The 19,698-nt window shown below is 42.3% G+C and carries 16 protein-coding genes and 1 pseudogene; 6 read left to right on the top strand and 11 right to left on the bottom strand.

The annotated features are described in order from the left end of the window. Window positions 1–16 precede the first annotated feature (16 nt). The gene (locus MAE_RS04895) at window positions 17–1,897 is read left to right on the top strand and encodes a DNA-directed RNA polymerase subunit gamma (RefSeq protein ID WP_004163413.1); all 1,881 of its coding nucleotides are present in this window, start codon (window positions 17–19) and stop codon (window positions 1,895–1,897) included. A 40-nt stretch (window positions 1,898–1,937) separates the two neighbouring features. Here MAE_RS04895 and MAE_RS36330 read toward each other — a convergent pair whose 3' ends face one another. After that, a complete protein-coding gene (locus tag MAE_RS36330) occupies window positions 1,938–2,327 on the bottom strand; it encodes a RidA family protein (RefSeq protein WP_041804545.1) in 390 nt (129 codons plus the stop codon). 484 nt (window positions 2,328–2,811) lie between these two features. Then, a complete protein-coding gene (locus tag MAE_RS04905) occupies window positions 2,812–3,921 on the bottom strand; it encodes a DUF262 domain-containing protein (protein ID WP_012264586.1) in 1,110 nt (369 codons plus the stop codon). A gap of 90 nt (window positions 3,922–4,011) precedes the next feature. On the opposite strand from MAE_RS04905, the pseudogene MAE_RS31625 reads away from it, so the two are divergent. Next, window positions 4,012–4,199, top strand: a pseudogene (locus MAE_RS31625) (hypothetical protein); the annotation flags it as partial. On the opposite strand, the gene MAE_RS04910 reads toward MAE_RS31625, so the two are convergent. The 3 genes from MAE_RS04910 to ileS form a co-directional block, all read right to left on the bottom strand. Further along, window positions 4,197–5,408 carry a ParA family protein gene (locus MAE_RS04910; protein WP_012264587.1) on the bottom strand — a complete coding sequence of 404 codons (1,212 nt, stop codon included), beginning with the start codon at window positions 5,406–5,408 and terminating at the stop codon, window positions 4,197–4,199. The pseudogene MAE_RS31625 and the gene MAE_RS04910 overlap by 3 nt on opposite strands. Window positions 5,409–5,418: 10 nt before the next feature. After that, on the bottom strand, window positions 5,419–5,853 hold the full coding sequence (locus tag MAE_RS04915) for a hypothetical protein (RefSeq protein WP_012264588.1): 435 nt from the start codon (window positions 5,851–5,853) through the stop codon (window positions 5,419–5,421). 103 nt (window positions 5,854–5,956) lie between these two features. Next, on the bottom strand, window positions 5,957–8,815 hold the full coding sequence (gene ileS, locus MAE_RS04920; RefSeq protein WP_012264589.1) for an isoleucine--tRNA ligase: 2,859 nt from the start codon (window positions 8,813–8,815) through the stop codon (window positions 5,957–5,959). Window positions 8,816–9,024: 209 nt separating this feature from the next. Here ileS and MAE_RS04925 point away from each other — a divergent pair, with 209 nt between their 5' ends. After that, window positions 9,025–9,597 (top strand): Uma2 family endonuclease, encoded by a 573-nt coding sequence (locus MAE_RS04925; protein ID WP_012264590.1) that lies wholly within the window; start codon window positions 9,025–9,027, stop codon window positions 9,595–9,597. Between the two features lie 500 nt (window positions 9,598–10,097). On the opposite strand, the gene MAE_RS04930 is transcribed toward MAE_RS04925, so the two are convergent. From MAE_RS04930 to MAE_RS04945, 4 genes are all read right to left on the bottom strand, one after another. Continuing rightward, window positions 10,098–10,829, bottom strand: a complete 732-nt coding sequence (locus MAE_RS04930) for a sugar transferase (RefSeq protein WP_002760967.1) — start codon at window positions 10,827–10,829, stop codon at window positions 10,098–10,100. A gap of 605 nt (window positions 10,830–11,434) precedes the next feature. Then, the gene (locus MAE_RS04935) at window positions 11,435–12,526 is read right to left on the bottom strand and encodes an ISAs1 family transposase (RefSeq protein ID WP_012264593.1); all 1,092 of its coding nucleotides are present in this window, start codon (window positions 12,524–12,526) and stop codon (window positions 11,435–11,437) included. A 392-nt stretch (window positions 12,527–12,918) separates the two neighbouring features. Continuing rightward, window positions 12,919–13,710 (bottom strand): HpsJ family protein, encoded by a 792-nt coding sequence (locus MAE_RS04940; protein WP_012264594.1) that lies wholly within the window; start codon window positions 13,708–13,710, stop codon window positions 12,919–12,921. 59 nt (window positions 13,711–13,769) lie between these two features. Next, the gene (locus MAE_RS04945; protein WP_041804547.1) at window positions 13,770–14,867 is read right to left on the bottom strand and encodes an RRXRR domain-containing protein; all 1,098 of its coding nucleotides are present in this window, start codon (window positions 14,865–14,867) and stop codon (window positions 13,770–13,772) included. A gap of 764 nt (window positions 14,868–15,631) precedes the next feature. On the opposite strand from MAE_RS04945, the gene pgl reads away from it, so the two are divergent. Continuing rightward, a complete protein-coding gene (pgl, locus tag MAE_RS04950) occupies window positions 15,632–16,354 on the top strand; it encodes a 6-phosphogluconolactonase (RefSeq protein WP_012264597.1) in 723 nt (240 codons plus the stop codon). Between the two features lie 245 nt (window positions 16,355–16,599). Next, entirely contained in the window at window positions 16,600–17,226 is a 627-nt protein-coding gene (locus MAE_RS04955) for an FHA domain-containing protein (protein WP_004163407.1), read from the top strand. Between the two features lie 129 nt (window positions 17,227–17,355). Here the strand turns inward: MAE_RS04955 and MAE_RS33720 are convergent, their stop codons facing one another. After that, the gene (locus MAE_RS33720) at window positions 17,356–17,517 is read right to left on the bottom strand and encodes a hypothetical protein (protein ID WP_162467756.1); all 162 of its coding nucleotides are present in this window, start codon (window positions 17,515–17,517) and stop codon (window positions 17,356–17,358) included. Here MAE_RS33720 and MAE_RS04960 point away from each other — a divergent pair. Then, window positions 17,480–18,727 carry a site-2 protease family protein gene (locus MAE_RS04960; RefSeq protein WP_012264598.1) on the top strand — a complete coding sequence of 416 codons (1,248 nt, stop codon included), beginning with the start codon at window positions 17,480–17,482 and terminating at the stop codon, window positions 18,725–18,727. The two genes, MAE_RS33720 and MAE_RS04960, sit on opposite strands and share 38 nt — an antisense overlap. On the opposite strand, the gene MAE_RS04965 is transcribed toward MAE_RS04960, so the two are convergent. Then, window positions 18,646–19,410: a metallophosphoesterase family protein gene (locus tag MAE_RS04965; RefSeq protein ID WP_004163405.1), complete on the bottom strand. Its 765-nt coding sequence runs from the start codon at window positions 19,408–19,410 to the stop codon at window positions 18,646–18,648. The genes MAE_RS04960 and MAE_RS04965 overlap by 82 nt on opposite strands. Window positions 19,411–19,698: the final 288 nt, after the last annotated feature.

Below are 19,698 nucleotides of genomic sequence, written 5' to 3' on the forward strand. Positions count from 1 at the left end.
TAGTAAAAAATTCAGAATGAAGACTCCAACAGATCAAAGATTTGATTACGTCAAAATCGGTTTAGCGTCCCCCGAGAGAATTCGGCAATGGGGAGAAAGAACCCTACCTAACGGTCAAGTCGTCGGAGAAGTAACCAAACCAGAAACGATCAACTATCGGACTCTTAAACCGGAAATGGATGGGTTATTCTGCGAGAAAATTTTTGGCCCCTCCAAAGACTGGGAATGTTGGTGCGGTAAATACAAGCGCGTCCGTCACCGGGGAATTGTCTGTGAACGTTGCGGGGTGGAAGTCACCGAGTCGCGGGTACGTCGTCATCGCATGGGTTTTATCAAATTAGCCGCCCCCGTCACCCACGTTTGGTATCTTAAAGGTATTCCCAGTTATCTCAGTATCCTGCTCGATATGCCCCTGCGGGACGTGGAGCAGATCGTCTATTTTAATGCCTATGTGGTTCTCGATCCGGGTAATGCCGGCAATCTTAGTTATAAACAACTCCTCAGCGAAGATCAATGGTTAGAGATCGAAGAAGAAATCTACGCGGAGGATTCGGAATTAGTCGGTATTGAAGTGGGTATCGGGGCCGAGGCTATCCAAAGACTCTTACAGGAAATTAACCTGGAAGAAGAAGCGGAAAGACTGCGGACGGAAATTGTCGAAAGTAAAGGGCAAAAACGGGCAAAATTAATTAAACGTCTCCGGGTAATCGATAACTTTATCGCCACGGGTTCTCAGGCAGAATGGATGGTTTTAAGCGTAATTCCCGTGATTCCACCCGATTTACGCCCCATGGTGCAGTTGGACGGCGGCCGTTTTGCCACCTCTGACCTGAACGATCTCTACCGTCGGGTGATTAACCGCAATAACCGTTTATCCCGTCTGCAAGAAATTCTCGCCCCGGAAATTATCGTCCGCAACGAAAAACGGATGTTACAGGAGGCCGTCGATGCTTTAATTGATAACGGTCGTCGCGGTCGCACGGTGGTGGGGGCCAATAATCGCGCCCTGAAGTCTTTATCGGATATTATCGAGGGTAAACAGGGGCGTTTCCGTCAAAATCTCCTCGGTAAACGGGTTGACTATTCGGGACGTTCGGTTATCGTTGTCGGTCCGAAATTGAAGATCTATCAATGCGGTTTACCCAGGGAAATGGCGATCGAATTGTTCCAACCCTTCGTTATCCATCGTTTAATTAAATTAGGCATCGTCAATAATATCAAGGCAGCCAAGAAAATGATCCAACGGGGGGATGCCAATGTTTGGCACGTCTTGGATGAAGTGATCACGGGACACCCGGTGATGTTAAACCGCGCCCCTACCCTGCACCGTTTGGGCATTCAAGCGTTTGAACCGATCTTAGTGGAGGGCCGGGCGATTCAGTTACATCCCCTCGTCTGTCCCGCTTTTAATGCTGACTTTGACGGGGACCAAATGGCCGTACATATTCCCCTCTCCCTGGAGGCACAATCGGAAGCGCGCTTATTGATGTTGGCCTGTCATAATATTCTCTCACCGGCGACCGGTCGCCCGATTGTTGCCCCTTCTCAGGATATGGTTTTGGGTTGTTATTATCTCACGGCCGAAAATCCCAAGGCCCAAAAGGGTGGGGGCCGTTATTTCGCCAGCATGGATGACGCTATTCGCGCTTTTGATCAGGGATTGGTGGATCTGCACGCTTCTGTGTGGTTGCGTTTACCGGTCGGAGAAAAGGTGAAAACCAATAAACCCGATGAGGAAGTCCTGGAAACGGAAACTCTCCCCGATGGCAGCATCTGGAAATATTATCGGGAGCGCAAAACCCGCGAGAAAGATGGTGAGATAATTTCTCAGTATGTGCGTACTACTGTAGGGCGAATTATCTACAATAAGACGATTCTAGAAGCTTTAGTAGTCTAGAGAAAGATTAGGTTAGGGTGGGCATTGCCCACCTTAATTTTTAGGCTAAAGCGGCAATACATTCTATTTCCACTAGCACATCTTTGGGAAGACGGGCCACCTCCACACAGGCCCGGGCCGGGGCAGTTTCCGGGGGGAAATAACGGGCATAAACTTGATTCATCGCCCCGAAATTGGCTAAATCCGAGAGAAAGACGGTGGTTTTCACCACATTTGACCAATTAGCCCCAGCAGCGGTTAAAATGCCCTCTAGATTGGCCATAACTTGTTCGGTTTGGGTGCTAATTTCCCTGGAGACGATTTCACCCGTGACGGGATCTAGGGGAATTTGTCCCGCAACAAAGAGAAAAGGACCAGGAGCGGCGATCGCTTGATTATAGGGACCCACAGGGGCTGGAGCTTTATCAGTACGGATGACCTGATTATTCATATGACGTTGCAATTCTGCATCTAACTCTTTTAACAAACCATATATTTTATCAAAATCACGTTTAGTTTTAGAAGGAGCGTCATAAGTTCTCAAAGTACCTTTAGTATGAGTATGAGCCGCTCGATTGCGACTATCTTTTAGATTACCAAGATAACCTTTTAAAGCACTAATTTTACCAGTTTTTTCTAACTTTTTTTCGATTTTTTCTAATGTTGCTAAACCAATAACCATCATCAACATTTTTCTAAAAGGTTCATATTCAAAACTATGAGTACCACTAATAGTCTTATCGATGAATTTTTTGTTAGCTTCGGACTTTAAGCATCGTTTAGCACATCTTAAAACTATATCATCCATAGTTTCCTCGATCCAGCCACATAATTCTATAAGAGCTAGTTTGGAATAAGAAGAAGTTTTTTGATTATCAGCTGTAGGGTCATCATGGAGTTGATCAAGCCAGTTTAACGTCTTGAGTAAATAATCTTTAGTAATCATTACCAGTAGATGAAAAAATTTTGATAGATGTATTAATTCTCTCTAAAGCCTTATCTTTTCGATACATACCACTAGATAAATTTTCAGTTAAAAATGGTTCAGATTTTATTAATCTAGAATACTTGTCTTGTAATTCACCATTGGAGAGATTGACTAAAGTATCTAAATTCTTGGCAACTCCTAAAAGAATTCCCTCAGCAATAACTTTACTGGTTTTGAGAGGTTCCTCTTTGAAGATTTTATCATAAATCAAGTCAACGGTTTGCTTAAATAATTCATCTTTATCTTGAATAAAATCTGCGTGAGCAAATCTATGTTTATACATATAATCATTTAAAAATCTGGTCAATTTCCCCTTGTAGTTCTGGTATTCATCATAAAAAGCAAAGAAACGAAGCACTAATTCTTCATCTCCAAATCGAGATGCTTTTTGCTGCTCTCGATCCATCAGCAAAAGCCAGTTTTCATATTGAGCGCATTCTTTTAAAAAACTATTAAACTTGCCATTATAGATACAATTTCTGATCTCCTGATTGTTAAGTTTTACTCCACCAGTATTTAAGCGATGGAAAATGGTAAAAATATAATTATTATGAGCTTTTTTGCTGGAGTCATAGCGAATCATGGTGATGGGAATAGTCATATTTTCTACGCGTTCATATAATTCTTCATGCTGAGTTTTTATTTCCTCAACTGTTCTTCCAGAAATAGACGAATCTACATCGGGTAATTTTGATAGCCTCCAATCTTCAGTAGTTAAAAATTTGACGATGGTACTAATTCGTTGTAATCCATCGATGATATAGCGTTTATCTGTCTTATAGTCAAGACTAATACACATACTAGGAATCGGTAACTGTTTCATTAAACTATCAATAAAACGAGTTTGTTGTGCCTCACTCCACACCACATCTCTTTGAAAATCTGGATCGATAACCAATTGTTTTTTTTTATACATTCTAACTAGATCAGAGCAGGATCGCTGCTCATTGTAAGCAATAATATCCGCAGGAGGAAAATCCACATCATCTTCTTCCTCTAGATACTTTTCTTCTTCGGCTGCTAGTAATTTCTCTTCTTGACTGAGATAATTAACCATAATTTTTATCCCTCCTAATATTGCCAATTCAAAAATGAAACGCACGACTCCTTAAGAGTTGACAGACAAAGGATCATCAGGTACTGTCTGATCAATACAACAACAAATCAGACCCAAAAACGAAGCCACCAACATCTTAACATAGAACAAAGAAACTTGCTCTATCAACTTGGTCAAGAGGGAAATTTATCTCAATGGCAAATGGCAGCTGGGATGTCATCAAAGCACGACCAAAGCGAGAATTAAGAAGGAATCAAGGTTCCCTCGGATGCTATCTACTGAAAATTGGTATCTTCATCGATTAAGTTAGCAATGCGAGCATAATAATCCAGTAATCCAGTGACAGGATAGCGGTCTGCTAGAGCGATCGAGGGAATATAAGGTATGATTAGATAGTCTTCTGAATCTATATCTAAATCATGATCGGTAGTTTCATCTATATCTATATTTTTGTCAATATCCTTTTGTAAAATTTGCCAAGCATGAGTAACTTTAGTTATTCCTGTATCACTTAAATCGGGAACAGGTGAAAAAACAAAATTAAGCGAAAGTCGGCCGAAAGAAGTCAAAGATTGCAAAAGAAGCTCGATTCCTTTTTGATTTTGTTCGTTAGGAAATAAAAAAATAATTGCTTCGTTGGCTGCCTGTAGTAAAGATAAAGCTCCCCATTCATTGATTCCAGTACACGAATCTACTAAGATAAGATCAGGTTTTAACTGATTTTGAATCTCTCGACTAAAAGTTGACCAGAGTGTTTCCCCATTATCGAGAATTGTTGTTGCTCGCAGATCATCAACTTTAGCAATGTAATCAAGACTCAAATAACCCGCAGGAACAATAAATAGTCTTCCCGTTGCATCGGGAATATTAACTTCTCCAAATATTTTAGTGATATTAATCTTTGCTTCTACACCTTCTGGTAAATAGGATTTTTCATAAAAATAGTCCACAATTCCGTATTCCGGTAAGGGATTTAAGGGAAAAGCTGTGCTTAACCCCGGTGCTTCTAAATCCAAGTCAACAGCTACTACTTTACGACCTCGCATCGCTAAAATCCAAGCAACATGAATTAAAGCAGTTGTCCTACCTACTCCCCCTTTAAAAGAATAAAAAGTTACGGTTCTAGGAAGACAAAGTTCGGGAGAAGACGGTGATTGATTTTGTGGATTAGCTGACCACAAGGCTAAATCTTGCCAAGTGTGAATTGATTTTGCGTCCAGAAGTTGTGGAGCTTTTAGATCGAGAGAGGCTGCCTCCTGAATAGTATATAAAGATATAAAACCTAAAAATTTATGCTGTTGTTCTATGTCATTTGTAACTGCTTCTCTTCGCTGAGTTGTTGATAAATTTTCAAACTTATCACTGACGATAGTTATATTCAAAAGTCCAGCAGTAGATACATTGAGATCAACCCATTCTTGTGCTTCTTTTTGAACATATATATCTGTTAATTTTTGTTTCAGTGATCTTAACCAAGTTTCTGACATAAGTATCTCCTTAAAGTTGAGTAGCTTGTTTCTGAAGCCATTGTTTCAGACCTGTATAAGCTGATAACCACTCTTTGTATTTATCGTCATTCGGTTCACTGCTGGAATAACGCATATCTATAAAATTTTGACTAGGATTTTCTACCGGTTTTTCTACTATATTAATCCATTTTATCACGTCTGGATAATTTTGAACTCTCGAATAGAGACGATTATTACTTTTTAGAGCAGCTGTCAAACTGTGACCCGGATTAGTTATGGTATGTCCGGGGTTATTGGACTTAGTTTTCCATTCTTGACTGGATACCGAAGCTAAGATCATAGATTTCAGCAAACATTCGATCGTAATACCTCCAAAGTGCATAGCAGCTATTTTCCTATTAGATTTACAAAGTATTTCTGTATCTTGATGACGTTGTAAAAAAGCTGATTGGTAATCTTCCATCCCTAATTATCTATTCGCTAGAGTCAATACCTGTGAATAAGTTTTTAGCTGAGGATTAAACAAGGGTACTTTATTAGACAATAAAGCACCCTTTTAATTTAGCTTAGAACTCTCCTTTTAAAGCGGCATTACAGCGCTCGCAAATAGTGGGATCATCGGCAAATTTTCCCACTTGAGTGGAATAATTCCAACAGCGATCGCATTTTTCGCCCTCTGCTTTGACAATTCCCACCGAAACAAAGTCCGATTCTCCTTTATATTCTGCGGTTTGAATCGCGCTAATATCACTAACTAATTCCACTTGGGAAGAGAGAAATAGATAACGCAATTCATCAACTTTATTCCCCGTTAAACTATCACAATTGTTGAATAATTCTAACTCCTGTTGTAAGCTTTCATCGGGAACATAAAGTAAAACTTTTGCCTCTAAAGAAGCACCGATCGCTTTATCATTTCTGGCAGTTTCCATCACCTTATTAACTTCGGTGCGTAGCTGCCGGAATTTCGCCCATTTATCGGCCAATTCGCGATTATTCCAAGCAGGATCGATGTTTAGCCATCCTGACTCAAATACTGATAAATAAGGAGTTTTGTAGGGGAGAAATTGCCAGATATCTTCCGCTAGATGAGACAGGACAGGAGCGATCGCTTTAGCGAGATTTTCTAAGGCAATAGCATAGACTGTTTGACAACTGCGACGACGGAAAGAATTAGGATCAGAAATATATAAACGATCCTTAGCGATGTCGATATAAAAGTTAGATAAATCGACAACACAAAAATTCTGTACCGTCTGGAAAAAGCGGAAAAATTGGAAACTTTCAAAAGCTGCCGTTACTTCCGTAAACACCTCCGAGATACGATGTAACATATAGCGATCGATCTCCGGTAGATCTTCATAAGCTACCGCATCTTTAACGGGATCAAAATCATTTAAACTCCCCAGTAAAAACCTGGCAGTATTACGGATTTTATTACGGATATCTACCAACTGTTTGAGAATATTTTGACCAATATTCACATCATTGGTATAGTCCACCGAGGACACCCATAACCGAATCACATCTACCCCATAAGCGGGTTCTTTTTTCTGGTCTTTACCACCATTAATGATCACATTGGGATCGATGACATTCCCCAGAGATTTACTCATTTTTCGTCCCTGTTCATCCAAAACAAAACCGTGAGTTAACACCGTTTTATAGGGAGCAATACCATTAGCAGCGACACTGGTTAATAAACTCGATTGAAACCATCCCCGATGCTGATCCGATCCTTCTAGATACATATCCGCAGGATAACTTAATTCTGGTCGAGCATTAGCCACCGCATTCCAACTAGAACCAGAATCAAACCACACATCCATAGTATCCATTCCCTTGCGATAACTGCGACCATTATTGCGATAACTGGGAGGTAACAATTCCTCTACGGATAACTCCCACCAAGCATTAGAACCCTTGACCCCAAAGATAGCTTGAACGTGATTAATCGTCTCCTCCGTTAACAGAGGTTCATTCGTTTCTTCGTCATAAAAAACAGGAATAGGAACCCCCCAACTGCGCTGACGAGAGATACACCAATCGCTTCTTTCACTAACCATAGAAGTGATACGATTCTTACCCGTTGCAGGAATCCAACGCACCGAATCAATTGCTTCTAAAGCTAATTCCCGGAATCCTTCCACGGAAGCAAACCATTGTTCCGTTGCGCGGAAAATTGTCGGTTTTTTGGTTCTCCAATCGTAGGGATATTTATGCTGATATGCTTCTTCTTTAAGTAACGCACCCTTTTCTGTCAGTGCTAAAATGATTGCTTCATTAGCATCTTTCAAGACATTTAAACCCGCAAATTGTCCCGCTTCTGCGGTGAAATTTCCCTTATCATCCACGGGAGAAAGTATCGGTAAACCGTAACGTTGACCGACGATATAATCCTCCTGACCATGGCCAGGGGCCGTATGAACTAATCCGGTACCAGAATCAGTGGTGACATAATCCCCACCGATGAGAATAGCACTTTCTCTGTCAAACAAAGGATGACGATATTTAGTATGTTCTAATTCCAGACCTTTAACCGTTGCTTTAATCGTCAAAGTCCTGTTAAAAGTGTCGGCCAATTTTTCGACTAAATCCGTCGCTACAATTAGATAATTAGACTCGCTAGTTTCCACCACTGAATAGTTTAATTCTGGGTTCAATGCGACGGCCAAATTCCCGGGTAAAGTCCAGGGAGTAGTCGTCCAGATAGCGACGGATAAATTAGGCAAAAATGGCCTTAAAACCGGGGTTGAAACTGACGTAATCGGAAAAGCAACATAGACACTGCGGGAAGTGTGACCTTCGGGATATTCTAATTCTGCCTCAGCTAAAGCGGTTTGAGAACTAGGACTCCAGTGAACCGGTTTTAGTCCCCGATAAATATAACCTTTCAGGGCCATTTTTCCGAATACGGCAATTTGAGCGGCCTCGTATTCCGGTTGTAGGGTTAAATAGGGATTTTCCCAGTCTCCCCAGACTCCATACCTTTTGAAACCTTCACACTGTTCTTTTTGCGTTTGAAGGGCAAAATCGTGGGCTTTCTGACGTAATTTCACAGGGGTTAGACCCTCTTTTTCCGAGCTTTTGAGACTTTGTAAAACCTTCAGTTCGATCGGCAACCCGTGACAATCCCAACCTGGCACATAGCGCACTTTGTAGCCTTGCAGCAGTTTATATTTATTGATAATGTCTTTGAGAATTTTATTTAAAGCATGACCGATATGCAGAGACCCGTTAGCGTAGGGTGGTCCATCGTGGAGAATAAATAATTCTTTGGGGTTATTTTGCGCTAATTTCTCATATATTTGCTCATCTTGCCAGAATTTCTGGATTTCTGGCTCACGTTTACTGGCATTTGCTCGCATATCAAAGTCAGTTTGGGGCAAATTAACGGTATCTTTGTAACTTTTAGCGTTGGACATTCTGGCAAACCTATGGATATCAATCGTTTTCGGGATTCATTCCTAAATAACGTCCCTTTGAGAGTCGTTATCTCTATTCTGTCACATAATTGTAGTATAAGTATTACAAGTGACAATCATTGATCTATCAGTCTAGCGAGATTGAGTCCAAGAGCAATGATTCCGAAAGGCTATAATTCAGTTATTCGAGAATAGGGAGCATGAGGACCATGGTGACGAATCCTAATTTTTTTTATGTCTCTCCAGAAGTGTATCTAGAAGGGGAAAGAGTCAGTCCGATCAAGCACGAGTACCGAAAAGGACAGATTTATGCGATGGTAGGGGCAAAAAAGCCGCATATCGTTTTATCGGCCAATTTAGCCAAGGTTTTAGGCAATCATCTCGATGATAGTCCCTGTCTTGTTCTCACTTCCGATATCAAAGTCCGGTTAGAGGAGGCAAATTGTTATTATTATCCCGATATTGCGGTGGTTTGTGACGAGAGAGAGATTAACAATACCGATGATTTTATTCTCTATCCCGTTCTGATTATTGAAGTATTATCGAAATCTACGGAATCCTTTGATAGGGGTGATAAATTTAGCGATTATCAAACCTGTCCCACCTTAAAAGAATACATTCTTATCCATCAAAACCAGATGAAAATTGAATGTCACCGTCGCGAGGATTCGGGAATCTGGAAAGAACAGATCTATGAAGCCGGGGATGCGGTAGAATTCACCACTGTAGGATTCCGGGGATCGATCGCTTCTATCTATCGCAAAGTCCCCGGTTTGGTATGATTGCCATTCTTTCTTGACATCGCACTTTTATGTCTCTAGGGATAAGGGTAGATCTGTCTCCCTTTGCCTAAAAACCGAGATTATCAAGCATTTAATTCTATTTGTCAAACCTGTAGGAAGTTTTCCTTTTGGGTAGCTGTCCGTCAATACCAAATTAGGTTAGGGTCTGCTGAAAAAGTTTTTCCTAGGGGCAGGGTGTAGGGTGTGGGGTGTGGGGTGTGGGGTTTTACCGATTTTGAGGGGGTCAATTACCTAATTTTCAGGGAAAAAGTCCCTGAATTTACCCCTGATCACTCCCATATCTGGTACTTTTTGAGGGGAAAAAAGTCCAAAAGTCTTATCCAACAAGGTTTTTAGATTTATTCAGCAACCCCTAATTACTGTCATAATATTTCTCAAAAAAAGAGGAGAAAAAAGCAAGTTCTGCCCTTCTCTCCTCCAGTCTAGCGATTAATTACATTGAAACAGCAGTGAGTAATTTTTAATTACTATTCACCGCTTTAGTAAGCACCGTTATTTTTGGGAAAAACCACAACACCGATAGTTCTGAAGATTACCCAGATATCGGTTAACCAGTTACGCGAATTAACGTAATACACATCCATCTGCACCCGCAGGGGATAGGGTATGTCATTACGTCCCGAAACTTGCCATAAACCAGTCAAACCGGGGCGAATAGTTAAAACTTTGTCGATGCGATTGCCATATTTCTGCAATTCTTCGGGAACTAAAGGCCGCGGACCGACGACGCTCATATCTCCTCGCAGGACGTTCCAGAATTGGGGAAACTCGTCTAAACTGGTTAAGCGGAGAAACTTGCCAATCCAAGTTATACGGGGATCGTCCTTAAGCTTGAAATTATCCTCGAATTCCGCCCGCAGTTGGGGAGAGTCTTCCATCAGTCTCTCTAATACCTTATCCGCATCCATTACCATAGTACGGAATTTAATACAGTTGAAATGCTGGAAGTTTTGACCGACGCGCTTCTGCACATAGAAGACCGGACCGGGGGAACTAATCGCGATCAATAAGGCTAAGATTAAATAAAGCGGCGAAAAGAAAATTAGAACCGATAGGGAGAAAACGATATCGAATAATCGTTTTGAGGTATCGCCGTCTAAAGCTATTAACCAAGATTTTTGATGCCGTCTACCAGAGACCGAAGGTTTGAACCCTCGCTTCATCAAAGCTTGTAGAGCCTTGACGGAGATAAGTTGGCTATTAGCAGTCATCTTACTCCTTCACATCACACACACCACACAGTACCCATGATAAAGCCACAAGACCGAAAAAACAAGTCTTCAGTCCAATGGCCATTTTAGAGCCTTTGTACTGAACAATCTCTAATTAGGGTTTGCGGCAAAAAGTTTGTTGGTGGGGTTAGGAGTCAGCAGTCAGCATTCAGGAGTCAGTAGTCAGAATTCAGGAGATTATTTTTATTTATTCTCCCCGCTCCCATCTCCCCCGCTCCCCGCTCCCCGCTCCCTTCTCCCCTGCTCTCCTATACCTTTTAAACAGGATTTAGTATTAAGCTAAGACGTATTTAAACCGCTTATTCTTAGATTAGCCGAATCTCCCCCCCTTGCCCTACCCCGACGTGGTAGGGTTGATTCATTTAAATTAAGTACAGCGGATTTTGAGTCAATAAATTTGAATGAAAATTCTCAAGTTTATCTTTTTCTAATCAAAAGAGTTAGTGACAATAACTAATCTTTAATCCTCTGCCAATATTGATTATGAATAAATTGATAAAGCTTGTTCCCAAGCCACTAAAAGCCTATCTCTCTTCAAATTGTCTGAGAGTACATCCTGTTAATTTAGCTAATTTTTCTGCTTCTTACGTCGATAAAACTATCAGTTTTTCCCAACGTTCAGCTAACCACCTCTGTCCCTCTGTTATTGAGAGAAAACCCAAACCTCTGAAAAGATTCAATCCTATAGTTGTGAGAATTGACCAATTGCTGGCCGCTTGAAAATCACTTATCTCGCTTTTATCTTCCTCAAAAATTACATCTTTTACCCAATGTAACTGATTTTCTATTTTCCAATGTCCTCGAATAATTTTAGCAAATACTTGGGCGGATTCGGTTAGGCTACTGATATAGTAAGCTGTTTCTTCATAAGTTTTATCCCCGCGACTACCCCTTCTTTCTACTTTAATAATTCGGCGCAGATTTTCAAACCCTTGTCTTTCATTTTTCCTCACTTTAAAAACTTCTATTTTTCTGGATATTTTTCGTCCATGACTATTGTCTTGTTCAAGAAAACAACTTTCTGGCTTTGAGGAATTACTCAGGTCTTGTATTCGCTTATAAAGATTTTTCTGATTTCCTTTAACGGTGATAACATAGTCATTTTTACTCTTGGCTATTAAGCTGATTGTTTTTTTCTGACAGTGTAAAGCATCCCCAGTAAAAACTTTATTTTGAAGAGTGCAATCCTCAATTATAGCTTGACCTTCGTCGATTTCAGACCCTTTTTTGTTTTCAATTCTTTTTAAGTGTAATACCAAGCCACTTTCTTGACTAAACAATGAGACAAACATAATAAAATTTTCTTGTTCATTGTTAGGATTCTTTAGAGTGTTTTTGAGACTTTTTCCATCTATGTCTAGCCAATTTATATCACTTCTTTGTCCATATTCTTGTAATGCCCATTCCTTAAACATTTTTAACAAAATCTGCCATTCAACTCCCATCATTACCCTTCTAATTGTTGAATAGGATGGGACTCTTTCTGGAATTATGTTAAATTCTTGACTGAGCCTGTGCCGATTATTTTTAGCAAACTCTCCTAGCTCTCTATAACCTGAGTATCCTAGCATTGTTCCCCGTATTATTACTACTAATACTATCCATAAAGGGTGTCTTTTTCCTTTATCTTTCCGAAAGTCCTTGACTTGTTTCAGTTTTTCTATTAAGCTCAACATATATTTGAAAAGTTGCCGGTCACTCCTCATTTTACAAAGACAGTGATCGCTTTTACTTTTGATATTCTGATGGGAGAATGAAACAGCCCTACCCGACGTGGGGGTTGGGGGGTGTTGCCCTTTGCAAGAGTGCCTCTTGCCTCGTCTCAACAAGCAATTTAAATTACGAACAGCTTATAGGACGTTTTTGAACCACCAAAAATTAATTATGCAAGAGGTTTAATAAATAAAAGGGCATCAGCAAATGATGCCCTGTGGCTGAATATTTAAGTAGTTACAGATTTAATCCTAAGGATGAAGTATGCTCTTGTGTGCGCTCGTCTCCTGACTCGGAGAATTCTGACTCCCGAAAACGAAAACTTTATACTTCATCATTAAGATAAATCCCCTGCTTAGGCAGTGCGTTTTTTCATACTACCTAGTTCTCGAATGCCTAACCAACCGATCAAACTATAGCAAATCGATAGCAACATACTTTGAATACCAATTCTTAACCACTGTTTCAAAGCCTCTAAGTTAGCTTGGCTTTCTGCCTGTTTTCGTCGATCTTGCAGCTGAGTTTGTAGCTGATTTTTGATCTCATCTAATCGCTGTTTAAACTCCTTCGGTTTTTTGGATAAATCCCGTAAATTAGTTAATTGTTCTCTTTGTTGGCGGAGGGTCTGTAACTGTTCCGTGTTGATCGGTTGTCCTTGGAAACGACCAGTTTCAATCACTTGAGTTCTCTGAGATATCTGCTGTTCTAATAGTTGGGGATTTTGCGATAGAGTATTTAACTGGGCTAAGAAAGCCTGAATTTGTCCCTCTCCTTGGTCAACACCCTGTTCAATTTGAGTCAAAGCGTTGTTTTTAATCTGGTTGATATTATTGATATGAACAGGAATCATCAACAGAAAAACTAAGCCTAACAGTGTGGAAAGAATAAAAATCGGCCAACGCAATTCAAAGCGGGATTTTCTAGGAATGACATCTCTATTGTTAGCGTCAATCCAGTAAGCGATTAAAACGAGAACGATACCCAGGAGAGGAACAATTCCTCGATCGACAAAGGTGGTGACGAACCCTACCTGCCATTGGGATTGACTGAATCGATAGGGCAGCGGCAGGATAAACCCATCCAAAAGGAAGGAAATAATGAAAACCAATCCCGTTAATTTCAGGGACAAAGAAGTAAAGCTGTTCATCGAAAAAATGGGTCTGAAACCCCGCCCTTTAGCGATAGCGGAGGGCGGCTTTATATAAGTTAGTGAGAAACAATTAAACCGTTAGAACGACGGATTAACTGAATCTTGCTAACAGCTATCTGTCCCAATCGTTGACCATTGGTATCGCTTACAGATAGCTGTTTTTCGGTATCTCCACTGACATAACCAATTCCTTTGGGAGAAGAAACTAAATCTCCTTTACGGAACCCATGTCCTGTGGTAGAGCCACCATATTTACGTCGTTTACCACCTTTAGAAAAAACCATCAGGTGAAGTTGACGACGACTAATAGGAGGACGTTTGATGACAGCAAAGGGAGCGTTTGTTACTTTAACAGAACCCTTCCAATCATATCCATGTCCATTATAATTGTGGAATGGCCAATAATCTAAAAATTGAAAACAGGCAAGAGCAATGCCATCGTTAGCATGGCTTTCTGGTGATTGTTCTGCTTTATTTTTGGACTTTTCTAGTCCCAAATATTTTCTGAGATTAGAGGTTTGCCAACCAAAGCGAGTATGGACTGTTGCCAATTGAGACAGTTGCTCAATTGCCCATTTCTGTCCGACCATAACCGACGAGAAACCTTTTCCAGACTTAGCTCCTTTTCTACCGGAAGTTAAATCAACATCGGCTTTGACATACTCAAAGTAAATGTCAGTAATTGGATAGATTTTGGTTAGTTCGGAAACGACGCGAAGTTCAAGTTGACGATTAGCTCTGATTGAGGGAGCTAATTTTCCTTGTTTTCTATTTGAGAATCGTTTTTGTCGATGCGCTCTTAGATTAAAAGAAAGTTGGCGGTTAATCCGTCTTTTTCTACGTCCTCTTCGCATTAACCGTCTATTGTCCAGGCGCTCTTTTACTCGTTTAAAAGGAAGTTCTAAGTGAGCCTTCCAAAGAGTAAAAAGAGAGGATTGAACGCCAATTCCAGAGAATAATTTACCCGGGTCAATACCAATAGCAATCGGTTGGGTTTTACTATCGGAAGGTTCATCGATTAGCTGGACATAGAAAATACCTAAGTCGTTGAATTTACCGATAGCTTTTCCTTCTTTAATCCACCGTCTGGCCCGACTGGGTTTAGTGGGCATCAACGACTTTCCGTCTTTTGAGATAACAGGAACTCTTGCCATGGAGATAATCCTTAAGAGTAAAGTTAAAGTCCCTTTCCGCAACACAATCAAGATGTCTTGTCTAACAACGCTTTACCAATAAAGCTGAGAGGGAATCCGAACTAGGGAAGCATTCGGAAGTCTGTGCCAGATTGTGTCTCGATGCGGTAGTCTCTACTTGCGTCGCCTAAATTGGTCTAGGCAAGCTCCGTCCCTTTTAGGGCGGGGTTAGTGACTAGTCTGTTTAAAAGTTCTCGCTGGGGATTCCCAGAAGGATTTTGCCGAGAGGCACTCTGACAAACTGCAATTTCTAATTAACTCTCGCTCAACCCCCCGCTAAACCCTATGTCAAATCGTTCTGCTTGTCAACCCCTTTCGAGAATCGACTCTAGAAATATTACCTCAATATGGCATCGGTAAACTTATCCCTGTTAAAGAATAGATCTCCTGCAAAAATCAAAAATCTGCCGTTAGGCGAGGAGACGGTCGATAGGAGACGGTCGTCAGGAGGAGAAAAAAGACAATAGACAACTATAATATCGATAAAACCTAATATTATGTCAAATTTATCCATTTTTTTAGATATTTTAACCCGATAGTGCCTCGATAACTTACTTTTGCAGCAGGTCTAATAAAATTTTCCCAAGCTCTCAGACGAGGTTTTCCCCCCGTATCTCTTACCTAAGACAGAGGCTGTCAAAGAATAAAATTTTCCCAAGCTCTCAGATGAGTCCTGAATGGTTAGCCTATAGTAAAGACAGCCCCCTGAGTTGATAACAAAACCCATGCAGAAATTGGTGGAAGTTTTAGCTGATAAACAAGCTCTGATCGCAAAATCTCTGGCGCTGGTTCTGGAAAAAATCACAACCAGCCTCGACCAACAGGACTATTTTACCATCGCTCTGTCCGGCGGTAGTACCCCGAAACCTCTCTACGAAGCTTTATCCTCTCAACCCCTCGACTGGTCAAAAATTCACGTTTTCTGGGGAGATGAGCGCTACGTTAGTCCCGATCATCCTGACAGTAATCAACGCATGGCCCGGTTAGCATGGCTCGATCGCATACCGATCCCAGCCGCTAATATTCATCCTGTGCCCACGGATGACCCCGATCCCCAGCTGGCCGCCCAAAAATACGATGATCATCTCCGCCAATGGTTTGGGGTCAATTCTCCCGATTTTCCCGTTTTTGACCTGATTTTATTGGGAATGGGCGATGATGGTCACACCGCCTCTCTCTTTCCCCACACGGCAGCTTTAACGGTGAGCGATCGCTGTATCACCGTCGGCGAGAAAGACGGCAATCCCCGCTTAACTTTTACCGTTCCCCTGATCAATCAGGCCCGTTGTGTGATCTTTATCGCTGCCGGCGAAAGTAAACGCCCCGCTCTACATGAGATTTTCTCTGCCTATGGTGACTCTTTCTCCTATCCTTCCCGTCTCATCCACCCCTCGGCCGGGGAATTATATTGGTTGCTCGATGCGGCCGCTGGTTCCTCTTTTGTCTAGAGAATAGGGGAACAGGGGAATAGGGAAATGGGGGAATTCAACTAAAACCCCAACACCCCAACACCCTAAAACCCCAACACCCCAAAACCCCAAAACCCTAACACCCCAACACCCCAAAACCCCAAAACCCTAACACCCCGACACCCCGAAAACCCTAACACCCCAACACCCCAAAACCCCAAAACCCTAACACCCCAACCCCTAATCTGCTTTTTTACTTTTTACTTTTTACTTTTTCCTTAAAAATGATCGTTTGTCCTAATTGCGAACATACTAACCCCGATGAGGCCAGTCAATGCGAGGCCTGTTACACTCCCTTGCCGCGGATGTCTTCCTGTCCTAGTTGTGGGGCAACCATCCAAACTGATGCCACCTTTTGCGGTCAGTGTGGCTACAATTTACAGCCTAATTCCGTTCCCATGGTGGCAGCCCAACCCGAATCGGAACCTGAACCCGTCCCACCAGTCCCTACACCCACCGTCGCCTCGATCGCACCTCCTCCTGTTGCCCCTCCACCGGTTCGGGCTGCCACCCGCTTACAGACGGAAATAGCTAGTTTGCAGCACCTGCAAACCGATAGCAAAATTGAATTACCCCTACATCTATCGGTAATTCATATCGGCAAACCTAACGATCGCATTCCCCCCGATATCGATGTTTCCGGTTTTCCCGATTCTGATATCGTCTCCCGGGTTCATGGCGATATCCGCGTCGAAGCGGGCCTCTATTACCTCGAAGACAGCGGCAGCGCTAACGGAACCTACGTTAATCACACTCCCCTACCCCCCGGCAATCGTCATCGTCTCCGGGCTGGCGATCGCATTTCCCTCGGTAAAGGCGACAAAATGACTTTTATTTTCCAAATGTCCTAAAAGGGGACAGGTGTTAGGGGTTAGGGGTTAGGGTTTTCGGGTTTTCGGGTTTTCGGGTGTTGGGGTTTTCGGGTTTTCGGGTTTTCGGGTTTTAGCTGAATTCCCCCATTTCCCTATTCCCCCATTCCCCTATTCCCCCATTTCCCCATTTCCCACTTCCCCACTTCCCCACTTCCCCACTTCCCCACTTCCCCACTTCCCCACTTCCCCACTTCCCCATTCCCCCACTTCCCCACTTCCCCCACTGAAAATTATGCCTACAAATTGGCGAATCGGCTCTTTATTGGGCATTCCTCTCTATATTGATTCCTCGTGGTTTTTGATTCTGGCTTTTGTCACCTTGATCAATGCCACTGATGCAGAAATTCAGTCTCTGGCCGCCCAGAGTTCTGTTTTAGCGTGGTTACTTGGTTTTATCATGGCTTTATTGCTGTTTATCTCGGTTTTACTCCACGAATTAGGTCATAGTTTAATGGCTCGTTGCCAAGGCATCGAGGTCAATTCCATTACCCTGTTTCTCTTTGGGGGTATGGCTTCGATCGATCGAGAATCGCGGACTCCTCCAGAGGCCCTGCAAGTAGCGATCGCTGGACCCGCCGTTAGTTTTCTCCTGTTTTGTCTCTTATCCCTAGCCAGTCACTTACCCTATTTAAACGCCAATTTAACTTATATATGCGGACATTTAGCGATAATTAACCTGTTTTTGGCTCTATTTAATCTTATCCCCGGTTTACCCCTCGATGGGGGTCAAATTTTAAAAGCAATGGTCTGGCAAGCGACTGGCGATCGCTGGAAGGGTTTACATTGGGCTGCGATCAGTGGTCAATTCATCGGTTGGTTGGGGATTATTTTAGGGATTTTCTTGGTTCTCTTGACGGCAGATGTGGGGGGTGCCTGGTTAGGATTAATGGGCTGGTTTATCCTCAGAAATGCCAGCGCCTACGATAATTTGACTAATTTACAGGAAAGTCTCCTCAATTTTACAGCGGGAGAGGTGATGAGCAGAGATTTGCGGGTTTTAAACGCCCATCAAACCCTACAGGAATTCGCCCAAGAATACGTTTTAGACCGAGCGGCTGCCAATACTGCTTATTTTGCCGCTTCCGAGGGACGTTATCGGGGATTAATTCGGGTGGAAGATTTACAGGCGATCGAGCGGAGTTTATGGTCAGAAAAACAACTGCTTGATATTGCCCATCCCCTCACGGAAATTCCCAGTGTTGAGGAAAAAACCCCCTTAGTGACAGTGGTGCAGAAATTGGAAACCATCCAGGACCCGATGATCACGGTGTTAACACCAGCCTCCGCCGTAGCGGGAGTGATCGATCGCGGCGATATCCTCAAGGCAATTGCGATTAAATACCAAATTCCCCTAGAGGAAACGGATATTGAACGCGCTCGCGAGGGAGTTTACCCCAGTTATTTGCCCTTAAATGTTATTGCTGCCGCTCTCGACAAGAGTGAACCGCCAAAAATCGGCGAACCGTCCTTAATGTCCTGACGTAGAGAGGATGGAAGATAATAATCTTGAATATGGCTAATCCGAAAATTTCCTCGCTGGTTAACCTGCCACAATTTCCCCGTTTCCACATCTAAACAACTTAACCAGCCTTGGCCGTAGGCCCAAGTATCAATACAAATGGCATGGCCGAGATTAATCGGTTTCCCGCTTTTTTGGCTGGTATGGCCGCAAATCATGGTTTTTCCCGAACTATGGGCGGCGGGATATTGAAATTTCTCCCAAAAGAGTTTGTATTCTGGTTGTCTGGCTAGGGGTAGATGGGGATCGAGACTAGCGTGAACAAATAAATGATTTGCAGTTTCGTAGCTATTTATACAGACTTTTCCTAAAAAATCCCAGTGAGATTCGGGAATTTTAATCAGGTGGCCTTCGCTATAGGATTTGAGGGTGGCTTTACCGCCTTTTTCTAACCAGAGACGCTGTTTGAGGGGGTTATTACGGGCTTGCAGCATGATAATCTCGTGATTACCCTTGAGGGGAATCAAATTTCCCTGTTTATGTAGGGAAATCAGGCGATCGATCACCCCTTTCGAGTCTCTGCCCTTATTAACGTAATCACCGAGGGTGATTAAAGTATCTTGCGGTTTGGGGTTGACGATCTCTAGTAAGTGATCTAGAGCTTTCGAGCAACCATGAATATCGCCGATCGCTAAGGTTCGCATGAGGATTTGGTAGGGGATTAGGGCATAGGTAGGGTTTGCGGCAAAAAGTTTTTCGTAGGGGTAGGGTGTGGGGTGTGGGGTGTAGGGTGTAGGGTTTTACCGATTTTGAGGTAGTCAGTTACCTAATTTTCAGGGAAAAAGTCCAGGGATTTTACCCCCGATCACTCCAATGGTAGGCACTTTTTGAGGGGAAAAAAGTCTAAAAACCTTATCCAACAAAGTTTTTAGATTTATTTAGCAAGCCCTAGGTACAGGTAAAAGTATTAAAGAAATCTGTTCACGACAAAC

The organism is Microcystis aeruginosa NIES-843, assembly GCF_000010625.1.
Taxonomy (GTDB): domain Bacteria; phylum Cyanobacteriota; class Cyanobacteriia; order Cyanobacteriales; family Microcystaceae; genus Microcystis; species Microcystis aeruginosa.